Here is a 12303-nt window from a genome sequence, read left to right on the forward strand (position 1 = left end):
AGATGAGCGAATCGAAAAAGCGATCTTCACCACCGGGTGGCGCCACTGCCACAGCCCCGCCCGGGCCCGGGCCGCCATCGGGGCCGGGCCCGGCAGGACAGGCATCGCGAGCCGTTCCACGGGACTTCCACTCCTCCGGGACATACGACCGATGCGCCATCGCGTTTGGGGTGAAGGATCAGACATGGTATACTGGCCCGCGTCACGCCCGGGCAACTGTGCCCTCGTGAAATCGGCCCGGCAAACAGCATGGAGGAGAAGCACAATGCAGTATCGTCGTCTGGGAAACGCGGGGATGAAGGTCAGCGAGATCTCGTTGGGAGCGTGGTTAACGTTTGGGGAGAAGGTGGATGAGAAGGCCACCGCCGCGTGCATCGGCGCGGCCATCGATCAGGGGATCAACTTCTTCGATCTGGCCGACGCCTACGCCCGCGGCGAGGCGGAGCGCGTGGTGGGCAAGGTCATCAAAGCCTATCGCCGCAGCGATCTGGTGATTTCCAGCAAGCTATACTGGCCCATGAGCGATAATGTGAACGACCGGGGGCTCAGCCGCAAGCACATCATGGAATCCATCGAGGGCACGCTGCGCCGCCTGGGCACGGACTATATCGACATCTATTTCTGCCATCGGTTCGACCCGGAGACCCCCCTGGAGGAGACGATCCGCGCCATGGATGATCTGGTGCGCCAGGGCAAGGTGCTCTACTGGGGGACCAGCACGTGGACGGCCGCCCAGATCGAGAAGGCGGTGGGGATCGCCAACACGTTGAACCTCTACCGGCCACAGGTCGAGCAGCCCCGCTACAACATGCTCGATCGTCACATCGAGGCGGAGATCATGCCGGTGTGCGCCAGCCATGGGATCGGGCTGACGGTGTATAGCCCGCTGGCCCAGGGCATCCTGACGGGCAAGTACAACGACGGCATCCCCGAGGGCAGCCGGGCGGCCGAGCGCGAGTGGCTTCGCCAGTCCATCGAGGAGAACATCGACAAGGTGCGGCAGCTCACGGCCATCGCCCAGGAGCTGGGGATCCGCATGAGCCAGCTCGCGCTGGCGTGGATCCTGCGCCGCCCGGAGATCAGCAGCGTGATCACCGGCGCCAGCCGGCCGGAGCAGGTGATCGACAACGCGGCCGCCTCCGACGTCACGCTGAGCGAGGACGTGCTCGCCCGGATCGAGGAGATCCTGGGGAACGAAGCGCAATCGGGATGAGTCGCGTGAGGGCTGCCATCCTCACGGAAACAGGAGAGGGCCATGGAGATCCAGATCTTTCCCACGAAAGAGGAGATGGGACAGGCCGCCGCGAAGAAGGCGGCGGAATGCCTGAACGAGGCCATCGCCCGCAAGGGACATGCCGTATTCGTGGCCGCCACGGGCGCCTCGCAATTCGAGTTCCTGGACGCGCTGACGTCCATCCCGGACATCGACTGGTCCAAGACCACCATGTTCCACCTGGACGAGTACATCGGCCTGCCGGAGACGCACCCGGCCTCCTTCCGCCGCTACCTGAAGGAGCGCCTGATCGACCGCGTGCATCCGGGCACGGTATACCTGATCCAGGGGGACGCGCCCGACCCGGAGGCGGAATGCCGGCGATTGAACCAGATCATCGCCGATTATGAGATCGACGTGGCCTTCGTGGGGATCGGGGAGAACGGCCACCTGGCCTTCAACGATCCCCCGGCCGACTTCGAGGTGGAGGATCCTTATATCATCGTGGAGTTGGACGAGGCCTGCCGGCGACAGCAGCTTGGAGAGGGATGGTTCGCCTCCTTCGATGAGGTGCCCCGGCGCGCCATCTCCATGTCCGTCAAACAGATCATGAAGGCCCGGAACATCGTCTGCACGGTGCCCGACCGCCGCAAGGCCCAGGCGGTGCGCGACTGCCTGACCGGCGAGGTGACCCCCTGGCACCCGGCCTCCATCCTGCAACAGCACGAGCGGGCCTACATCTTCCTGGACGCCGAGGCCGCCTCGCTGCTGAAGGGCGAACACGGCGAAGGATAGGACGAAGAAGCGGGACAGGGCCGATGCCTTGTCCCGCTTTTTAACCCTCCCCGCCCGGCGAACCCCATCCGCCGCCACCCGGCGTCTCCACGATCAGCACATCCCCCGCGGCCACCTCCAGCGTGGCCTTCCCGGGCAATATCTCCTCCCGGTCCGCGCCGACCCGCCGCAGCCGATTGCGCCCACGCGCGCCCGGCCGGCCGCCATGCAACCCATAAGGCGCCAGCCGGCGGCGCTCGGTGAGCAGGCTGACCGTCGCCGGGGTCAGGAACTCGATCTCGCGCACCACGCCCTCGCCCCCGGGATGACGTCCGGGGCCGCCGGAGCCCTCTCGGAGCGCGTACCGTCGCACGCGCAGCGGCAACGTGAACTCGATCGCCTCCACCGGCGTGTTCAGCGTATTGGTCATGTGGCTGTGGCGTCCGGAGAGGCCTGGCCCCGACGGCCGCCCGCCGCCTCCCCCGCCCAGGGTCTCGTAGTAGGTGAACGGCCGCCCACGCTCCGGATCGAAGCCGCCCACTGCCAGGTTGTTCATCGTCCCCTGGCTGGCAGCCGGTATGCGGCCGGGCAACGCCTGGGCCAGGGCCCCCAGCACCACATCGACGATCCGCTGGGACGTCTCCACGTTGCCCCCGGCCACCGCCGCGGGCGGCCTCGCGTTCACCAGGCTCCCCTCCGGAGCCAGCACGTGCACCGGCCGGCTGACGCCCGCGTTGGCAGGCACATCCCCCCCGATCAGACAGTGGACCACGTACAGCACCGCGGACCGCGTCACCGCGAGTGGGCAATTGATCGGCCCCACGCGCTGTGCGGCCGTCCCCGTGAAGTCCAGGGTCATCTCCTCGCCCGAGACGGTGATGGCGACGGAGATGGGCACCGGCTCATCCTCGCGGCCGTCGTCGTCCATGTAGTCCGTAAACCGGTACACGCCGTCCGGCACCTGCCCGATGCGCGCCCGCGTCAGCCGCTCGGCGTAATCCAGCAGCGCCTCCGCGTGCGCCTGCACCGCAGCCAGCCCATATCGGTCGATCAACTCCAAAACGCGCCGCTCGCCCACCCGATGAGCGGCGAGCTGCGCATCCAGATCGCCCCGCCGCTCCTCCGGCGTGCGTACATTTCGACAGATCAGCTCGATGAGATCGCGACGCAGCCGCCCGGCCTCGGCCAGGTAGATCGGCGGGATAATGAGCCCCTCCTGGTAGATCTCGCCGGCGGTCCCCATCGAGCCCGGAGCCATCCCGCCCACATCGGCGTGGTGCGCACGGCTGGCGACGAAGTACACGGGCTCCTCGCCGCCCTCGGCATGAAATACCGGTGAGACCAGCGTGATATCGGGCAGGTGGGTCCCCCCAAGGAACGGATCGTTCAGGATGATCATATCACCCGGCCGCCAGCGCTCCACCGCCTCCAGCGCCGCCTGCACGGAGGCGGGCATGGAGCCCAGATGCACCGGGATGTGGGCAGCCTGCGCGATCATCTGGCCCCGATGGTCGAAGAGCGCGCAGGAGTAGTCCCGCCGCTCCTTGATGTTGGGCGAATAGGCCGTGCGCCCCAACGTGACGCCCATCTCCTCGGCCACGGCGGCGAAGAGGTGCCGGAAGATCTCCAGGCTGACGGGATCCGGACGCGGATCAGATCGATGTCTCGCCATGGGACTCGCTCAAGATCAGATTCCCCCAGTCGTCCACCCGGGCGGACCAGCCGGGCGGGATGGGCACCGTGCTGTCGAGCTGGACGACCAGTGCGGGACCCATCAGCCGGGCGCCTCGGGCCAGATCCTCCCGCCGGTAGAGGGGGGTATCGGCCCACCCCGCCTCCCAACGCACCGGGCGGACGGCGATCGCCTGCGGGGTGAGGGTCCCGCCCGACCAACGCAGATCGGGAGGAGAAGCGGGCAGGCGAAGGCGGACGCGCAACGTGATCGCCTCCACCGGCCGGTCCGGGTGCGCATGCTGGAAGCGCGCCTGATGGGCGGCATGGAACCGTTCCACTGCCGCCGTCCAGGGCTCCTCCCCCGGGACGTAAGGCACCGTCAGCTCATACGACTGCCCAACGTAACGCAGATCCAGCGCCCGCTCGACCTGCACGCCCGCGGAGGTCAGGCCCTCCCCGCGCCATGCCCTCCAAACCTCATTCTCCAGCTCCTGATAAGCGGCCAGCAGCCGCTCATCGGTCACCCATCCCGGCTCCCACATCACCGTGCGAGAGTGATCCTTCACGACATCGGCCAGGAGCAATCCCAAAGCCGAGGTCAGCCCAGGATATCGGGGGATCAGCACGTACGGGATGCCCAACGCCGCGGCCAGAGCGGGCGCGTGCAGTGGCCCCGCGCCGCCGAAGGCCACCAGCGTGAACCGGCGGGGGTCGAACCCTCGCTCAACGGAGATCACGCGGATCGCCCGCTCCATGGTGGCATCCGCCACCCGCACGACGCCCAGGGCCGCCTGTTCAACGTCGACGCCCATCTCCCGGGCGAGCTCCCCCATGGCGGATCGCGCCCGGTCCACATCCAGCCGCATGCGGCCGCCCAGGAAGTGATCCGGCTGCACCCGTCCCAACAGCAGATTGGCGTCCGTCACGGTCGGGGCCTGTCCCCGGCCGTAGCACGCCGGCCCCGGGTCCGCCCCCGCCGACTCAGGGCCAACACGCAGCGCGCCTCCCACATCCACCCGGGCGATGGAGCCGCCCCCCGCGCCCACGGTGTGGATGTCGATCACGGGAACGCCCACCGGCCAGCCGGCGATGCGGTACTCGGTCGTGTACTGCAAATGCCCCGGGCATAGCGACACGTCCGCCGAGGTCCCCCCCATGTCCAACGTGATGATGTGATCGAACCCGGCCCGCTGGGCCAGGGCGAAGGCGCCCGCCACACCGCCCGCCGGGCCGGAGAGGATGGTGCGCACCGGCTGGCGGGCGGCCAGACCGGCGCTGATGCTCCCCCCGGAGGACTGCATGATGCGGAGATCGCCCGCCAGGGCGCCGGACAGCCGGTTCAGATAGCGGGCCATGAGCGGCATCACATAGGCGTTGAGCACGGTCGTGCTGGCCCGCTCGAACTCACGGAACTCCGGCAACACCTCGCTGGAGAGGGACAGCGGCCAGCGATCCCCCAGGCGTCGGGCGATCCGCCGCTCGTGTTCGGGGGCCAGGAAGGAGAAGAGCAGACATACGGCCACCGACTCCACGCCGGCGTCCGTCAGGCGCTGCGCGAGACGGTCGATCTCGTCCGGATCAAGGGGTTGCAAGATGCGGCCGCGGGCGTCTACCCGCTCATGGATCTCGAAGGACAACTCAGAGGGGACCAGGGGAGATGGGGGCAGTGCGTCCCAGTCGTACAGGGCGGGACGGTCCTGCCGACCGATGGCCAGCAGGTCTCGGAATCCGGCCGTCACCAGCAACGCCGTCCGGGCCCCCTTCCCCTCCAGCACGGCGTTGGTGGCCACCGTGGAGCCGTGTACCACCGGGATATCCGCGGGCAGTCCCATCTCGGAGAGGCCGTCCAGCAACGCCCTGGCGGGGTCGGATGGGGTGCTAGGGCGCTTATACACCCGCAAACGGCCGTCCCGCAGCGCCACGAAGTCGGTAAATGTGCCTCCGATATCCACACCCAAGGTCATGCGGCGATGATACATGAAACGGAGGGGACACGCAAAGATGAGAGGACCCACGAAAAGAAAAAGGCCACCTGCTCACAGGTGGCCTCTCGAATGGACCCCGAACCCGCGCCGGGATCACTCCTCCTTTGGCAACAACACGACGCCCAACGCGCCCGGCCCAGCATGGACGGCGAACGCAGGGCCCGCCTCCTCCACCAGGATATTCTCTCGCATGATATGAAACTCACGGGCCAGACGCCGGGCGGCCTCCTCCACGAGCTCAGGCAGCCGGGTATGCGCCACGGCGATCTGCTCGATTGATCCCCAGCCAGCGGCCTCCTTCTCAATGCGACGCAACGCCCCCTTGAGCGAGCGCGCTGCCCCCACCAGCTTCAGCTCCCCCTCGACGATGCCGATGACCGGCTTGATGCTCAGGGCGCGACACATGCGATCCAACGCCGGCATCAAACGATTCAGGCGCCCGCCGCGCCGCACGTATTCCAACGTGTTCAACACCAGGCGCACCCGCAGGCGGGAACGGACGTCCTCCACCAACTGGATGATCTCGTCGGCCGTGCGTCCGGCCTGCGCGGCGATGGCCGCGGCCAGCACCTGAACGCCCATACCCAGGGAGATCGACCAGCTGTCGACCACGCGCACGCGGCCGGCGAACTCCTGCGCGGCCGCCCAGGCCGTGTTGAACGTGCTGCTATGCTTGCCGGTCAACGTGATGCACACCACATCGTGGCCGGCATCGACCAGCCGCTCGAACACCTGATGGAAAAGCCCGGGAGGCGGCCCGGACGTGGACGCCCGCTCATTGGGCAGGCGCTGCCAGAGGAGCTCCGGATCGAACTGCCCATGATAGTATGTGTCGTCCCCGATCTGCACGATCAGGGGCACGATGGAAATATCATAACGTGCCAACAACTGCTCCGGCAGGTCACAGCCGGAGTCAGCGACGATCTTCACCGACCCCATCAACGGCCTCCCCAAGGAACGGACACTTGCCGGCCGAGCATCCAAACGGTTACACGGCTTAACCTATCCACCTGACACCATTATACCATCTCCCCACTCCGAGGAGAAGAGGGAAATGCCTCACAGGCAGGGTTTTTTCAAAGTCAGTGATGGAAATCGGGAAGGTAGGAACACCCCGCGTGTCGCCCGACGCAAGACATTCCCCTGATCATCGATCGAGGAAAAACGGCCCTCATCCCCCAACCCCCCTTCTCCCGGGCCCGGGAGAAGGGGGCTCAACGGTGGGTGGTGGGGCACATCTGGCCACGTCGTGTGCTGGGGGAAACCGAGAAGATGCGTATACAGACACGACACCTTGCCCCGTCCCTGCAGGCGCCATGTATGCCAATATGGACGTTGGACTTTGAAAAGGCCCTATGCCTCACAGGCTCTTCACTATCGCGGTTCACGGGTCATTTAGCCCCAACGTACCACCGCTTTACGCCACCCGCGGCCGATGAAAAAGGCTCAAGTAGGTTATAATAATAGTAGGCGCAGTAGGTGGACGCCGTCCTCGCCCGTCCCCAATTCGCACACGCTTTTGAGGACGGGCTTTCCTGTCTCGCGGCGCCCACCCAGGAAACGGAGGAAACGATCCATGAGTGCTCGCCTGTTCTACATGATCAGCGGCACGGTCCTCATCATCATCCCAATATCTACACTTTCGCTGCTGGAGGCCACCGTGGGCAAAGCCCTGCTGATCGCGGTTGCGGCGGGGATCTTGCGCACACAGTCGATCCTGGACGTCCCACGATACGCGTTCGCCGGGAGCGTCGTCATCGAGTTGTTCGGGCTTTGCGTCGGCATACTGCTTTTGAGCCGCGCTATTCTGCATCGCTGACGGCCGCCCCGATATCCGGAAGGTACTCGGGCATCGGCGCCAGATCCCACTCGTAACGGGGCAACAGCCGATATCCCCCCGCATCCCCCTCCCGCACCACGTACTGACTGACGATCCCAATCGCCGACCACCATTGGCCTCGCTCCACCCACGGGCGTTTCCATCCCAGGCTCTCGCGCACGTAGATCCGCACCTGGCCTCGTCCGTCATCCAACCGCAGCTCGCGAGGGCCGAACCCGACCACCCGCCCGACCACCATCGCCAACATGCCCTCGTACGCCTCCCCCAACCTATCCCCGCGCAGCAACACAGGGGCCAAAGGCGGCCCGCCTCCTATCCGGCGAAGGCCACCCGGGGGACGGATCTTCAACTCCCGCTCGCCGTGGAAATCGGCCAGCCGCCCGCATGCCTCCACCCAATCCCCCTCCCGCAGATCAGGCCATTCGCCGCGGCCCATGTACACCTGAATGCCGCCGCTGGGATCCTGCACATAGATGCTCCGGCCGAACACGCGGGGCGGAGCGGTCACCTGCCCGCGCACACACGCCAAATCGCCATCCGCTCGCATGCGCGCCCGGGCGATGGAGACGACCTGCACCGGCCGCGGCGTGGGCGTCGGCGTGGGCGGGGACGGCGTCGGCGACGCCACGGTCGCGGCCGATCGGGTCCCCTCATCGTGATGCGGCACCGCGCGCGGCGGATTCGGCCGGCCGGGGGACGGGAGCAACCCCTCCACCCACTCCCCACTGCCATCCGGCTGACGCCCGAAGGAGCGATCATACCCCGGGCTACGGTCCCACACGTAGCGATCCACCTCCCGGCCATCTGGCAACAGCAGACGCGCCTGATCGCCGCCGTTATTCAGCGCCACACCGGAGTCCCGGCGGAACACCACCAGGTACGCGCCCGGCTCCAGGATCGTCCCCTCCGGAAACGTGTAGGGTGCACTCCCCGTCTCCGGGATGTCATCCAACATCCAGCCGGCCAGATCGACTGACATCTCCCCCACGTTGACTATCTCCACCCACTCGTCCTCCGCCGTGACCTCCCCATCTCCATCCCAATCTCGCTCGCGCGGCGCGGGCAAGATCTCGTTCAGGAACACGATCCTGGGGGCCGGCGTGGGCGAGGGCGTCGGCGTGGGCGGCTGGTTCGGCCCCCCGGGCGAGGGTGGGTACACATCGGTCCATTCGCCTGTGCCATCCACCGCCCGGGCGAAGACAGCATCCGGCCGGACCTTGAAGTAAACGAAGCGATCACGCAGGGAGCCATCCGGCGCCAACAGCCGCACCTCGTCGGCATCGTTGTTCAGCGCCACGCCCGTCTGCCGCCGGAAGAACAGGATGTACCCGCCCGGCGCCAGCCAGGTCTCCGACGGGATCACGTAGAGTGGGCTGCCCCGATCCGGCGCATCATCCAGCATCCAGCCGCCCAGATCGATGGGCACCGCTCCCATGTTGTATAGCTCGATCCACTCATCCTCGGCCGTGACTGCGCCATCCCCGTCCCAGTCCACCGAGCGCGGCGCCGCCAGGATCTCGTTGAGGCGGATCACATCCGGCATGGGCGTCGATGTCGCCGTCGGCGTAGGCGTCGGCGGAGGAGGACGGTTCGGCCCGCCGGGAGAGGGAGGATAATCCGTCACCCACGGCCCCACGCCGTCCACGCTGCGGCTGAAGGACCCATCAGGTGGTGGATCCTCGTAGGCGAACGCGTCCACCACCGTGCCATCAGGCGCCAGCAGCCGGACCTGATCGGCGTCATTGTTCAACGCCAGGCCGGTAACGTTCCGAAAGAAGAGGACATACCCACCCGCTAACAGCAGCGTCCCCGGCGGTATCACATAGGGATCGCTTCCCCCCTCCGCCGCGTCGTCCAGCGCCCAGCCGCCCAGGTCCACGGGCTGGGGGCCGGGATTGTACAGCTCGATCCACTCATCCTCGGCCGTGACCGCGCCATCCCCGTCCCAGTCCACGGCGGCCGGGCGCGGCAGCAGCTCGTTCAAGGCGACGGGCGGCCATCCTCCCGGCGGCGGCGTGGGAGGAGCGCCCGGCGATGGCGTCGGCGCGGGCGTCACCGTCGGCGTCGATGTCGGCTCCGACAGCCCCGGGCCGCCCGGCGACGGGTGATCGCGCTCCACCCAATCCTCGGCGCGCCCCGTGTCCCGACCCACGGGCTCCCGCTCCAGCGAATGCCCGGCGGCCGGCGCCCGCGGGGCCGGGTCCAGCTCGCTCACGTCATCGCCGTAGGAGAGGGCATCCACGGGCATCCCGGCCGGATCGTACAGCACCAGGCGGTCGCCTCGATTCCCGAGCCCACTGCCGATCGCGCCGTCACCCACCGAGATCAGCGCGCCGGAGAAGTCGGGGAAGTTCTCCCGGAAGCGCTCCTCATCCGCGGCGAGGACGACGAACGATCGCGGGGGGAGCTCAATCGAGGGCAGCGGATCGGAGGATCGATTGTCGGCGATCGACCAGCCCGTCAGGGAGATCGTCCGGCCGCCCGGATTATAGATCTCCACCCACTCCCAGGGTGCATCGGCACCGGGCTGCGGCGGGTTGGGCTGAACCTCGTGGATCAGCAGCGTCCCCGGAGGCACGGGCGTCGGCGTGGGTTCTCGGGGGCGCCAGCCGAAATCGATCCCCACGCGCACCTCGCCCGCCGCCAGTCGCACGGTGCGCTCCTCGGGCGTCGTGCTCTCATACCCCTCCAATGCGGCGACGGATACTCTATAGACGCCAGCTGGGAGCTCGTAGAAGCCGTACCACCCGCTGGGGAAGGTCCTGATGTCGGCTCCCGTGCTCAGGCGGACCTGGCCCCCCTCAATCCCCGGTTCGGCGCCCGGCTGGCGACGGCCGTCGCCGTTGCGGTCCAGGAAGACGTAACCCTGGATGCTGCCCACCGAAGCGGACGCCGAAGGGGTGGCCGTCGGCGTCGAAGTCGGAGTCGGCGTGGGGGCAACGGTGGCCGCGGGGCCGGGCGGTGCCAGCCGTCCGGGGGAGGGCGGGAAACGGTCGGCCCAATCCGCCGCGGTGTCGGTGTCCACCCCCGGCGGCTCCCGCTCCAGCGAGTGCCCGGCCGCCACATCCGGCGCGGGCGGGGCGAGCCAGGCGGCGTCATCCCCGTACGAGAGCGCGTCCACCACCGCGCCGGCGGGGTCCAACAAGGCCAGTCGGTCGCCGTCGTTCGCCAATCCGCCGCCGATCCTCCCATCGGGCATCGGGATCAACGCTCCATCAAAGTCGGGGAAATCCCCGCGAAACGCCTCGACGTCGGCGGCCACCACCAGGAGCCCACCCGCCGGGAGGACCACATCGGGCAGGACATCCTCGGCGGTGTTGTCCACCAGACGCCATCCGGCCAGGGAGATCGGCCCCGGCCCGGGATTGTACAGCTCCACCCATTCATGGGCGGCATCCGGCCCCGGCTGCGACGCGTCGTAGAGCAACTCATGGATGAGCACGCGCCCAGGCGGCACACTCGTCGCCTCGGCCGTGGGGGAGGCGGTCGCCGTCGGCGTGAGGGTGGGCGTCGGCGACGGGGACGGGGGCTCGGCGGGCGTCGCTGTAGGGGTGAGCGAAGAGGGCCACGCCGAGTTCGGGCCGCCCGGGGTGCCGTTGATGGGCTGTCCGTCGGCGTCCAGCCCACGCCGGCGCACGCCATCATTGCTGGCCCAATTGTCATCGCGGTCGGGCGCGGCCGGATCGATTCGCTCCATGCTGAGATAGTCCGGCCCGGCGCTGCCGGCCGGCCAGGCGCCCCCATCCGCGTTAGCGCTGTCCACCACCCGGCCGCTCGCGTCGACGAGCAACAGTTGCTCGCCGCGATTGCTCAGCGCCCCGGTGTACACGATATCCGCGGGCATATCGCGAACCGTCTCGTCGTCGCTGCGCTCCAGCAACAGAAAGGCGCCCGGCTCCAGCACGCCAGCCAGGTCGATGGTCGGCGTCCCATCGGCCGAGCGCAACTGCCAGCCGGACAGATCGACGGGGACATCGCCCGCGTTGTACAGCTCGATCCACTCATCGCGGCTGCTGGCCGCCGTCCCGCCCCACGCCACCTCGCTGATGACCACGCCGGGGCCATCGGCAATCGCCGCCGGGGAGAGAAAGCCGCCCCATGCGCTTCCAAGGGCCACACACGCCAGACATGCGATCCGGAGGAAGGAGGAGATACGACGCCTCATCATGCCGCCCCACCCTCGAACACGCGAACAGGATCGGCCAAACCGAGGAGAAAAGCACGCGACGCTTCCCATTGCAGGCAAGGACGAGGATGCCCCATTGTCCGGATGAGAAGTCACTGGGAACTCGCGAATTCGCTCCAACAGGGGCGATTCGTGAATCGCCCTATTCGCATCAACTTATTGATCTTCGCTTAGATAAAGCAACATATGAATCCTGGTCTTCAGGAAACAGCGGGATTCTGTAGGGGCGACCGGCCGGTCGCCCTATTCGCATCAACTGAACAGCATGGGCGAGGCCCTCGCCTATCGCTTTTTCCCTTCACAGGCGGTCGCACCTGAAAGGGGAGGTGCGGAGGGGAAGCCCCTCCGCAGAAAAACTCTTTTTCTCGCCTTTCACCTGCCTGGTTGGGGCTTTGGCCGGTGGCCTCCGGCCCCACGGGGCAGGTGAGGGGCTGAAGATAGATTTCTTCGGAGGGGCTGCCTCCCCTCCGATCCACCCCAGAGGTGCGGGGCCATGCTCCCGTATCGCTTAATTTGATACCAATAGGGCGATTCGTGAATCGTCCCTTTTCCGATCTGATTTGGATGGACCGGGCCAGGCGAGGCGGGTAAGGGGCTAAAACGACGCGGTTCCTCCTGAGGGGCTGCGCCC

At 67.6% G+C, this 12303-nt stretch carries 7 protein-coding genes; 3 read left to right on the forward strand and 4 right to left on the reverse strand.

Going from position 1 to position 12303, the window contains the following annotated elements:
• Positions 1-265 precede the first annotated feature (265 nt).
• Together GXP39_12165 and GXP39_12170 are read left to right on the forward strand one after the other, a co-directional pair.
• Positions 266-1213 carry an aldo/keto reductase gene (locus GXP39_12165; protein NOZ28791.1) on the forward strand — a complete coding sequence of 316 codons (948 nt, stop codon included), beginning with the start codon at positions 266-268 and terminating at the stop codon, positions 1211-1213.
• Between the two features lie 42 nt (positions 1214-1255).
• Entirely contained in the window at positions 1256-2008 is a 753-nt protein-coding gene (locus GXP39_12170) for a glucosamine-6-phosphate deaminase (GenBank protein ID NOZ28792.1), read from the forward strand.
• A 40-nt stretch (positions 2009-2048) separates the two neighbouring features.
• On the opposite strand, the gene GXP39_12175 is transcribed toward GXP39_12170, so the two are convergent.
• The 3 genes from GXP39_12175 to GXP39_12185 all read right to left on the reverse strand — a co-directional run bounded on the left by GXP39_12175 (position 2049) and on the right by GXP39_12185 (position 6585).
• Positions 2049-3659 carry a hydantoinase B/oxoprolinase family protein gene (locus tag GXP39_12175; protein NOZ28793.1) on the reverse strand — a complete coding sequence of 537 codons (1611 nt, stop codon included), beginning with the start codon at positions 3657-3659 and terminating at the stop codon, positions 2049-2051.
• Positions 3640-5640, reverse strand: a complete 2001-nt coding sequence (locus tag GXP39_12180) for a hydantoinase/oxoprolinase family protein (GenBank protein NOZ28794.1) — start codon at positions 5638-5640, stop codon at positions 3640-3642. The genes GXP39_12175 and GXP39_12180 overlap by 20 nt, the downstream gene beginning before the upstream one ends.
• Positions 5641-5739: 99 nt before the next feature.
• Positions 5740-6585: a DegV family protein gene (locus GXP39_12185; protein ID NOZ28795.1), complete on the reverse strand. Its 846-nt coding sequence runs from the start codon at positions 6583-6585 to the stop codon at positions 5740-5742.
• 637 nt (positions 6586-7222) lie between these two features.
• On the opposite strand from GXP39_12185, the gene GXP39_12190 reads away from it, so the two are divergent.
• Complete coding sequence (locus GXP39_12190) at positions 7223-7465, forward strand: hypothetical protein (GenBank protein NOZ28796.1); 243 nt, start codon at positions 7223-7225, stop codon at positions 7463-7465.
• Here GXP39_12190 and GXP39_12195 read toward each other — a convergent pair.
• Positions 7449-11654 (reverse strand): hypothetical protein, encoded by a 4206-nt coding sequence (locus GXP39_12195; protein ID NOZ28797.1) that lies wholly within the window; start codon positions 11652-11654, stop codon positions 7449-7451. The two genes, GXP39_12190 and GXP39_12195, sit on opposite strands and share 17 nt — an antisense overlap.
• Positions 11655-12303: the final 649 nt, after the last annotated feature.

Source organism: Chloroflexota bacterium, from assembly GCA_013152435.1.
In the GTDB taxonomy this organism is placed as follows: Bacteria; Chloroflexota; Anaerolineae; order DUEN01; family DUEN01; genus DUEN01.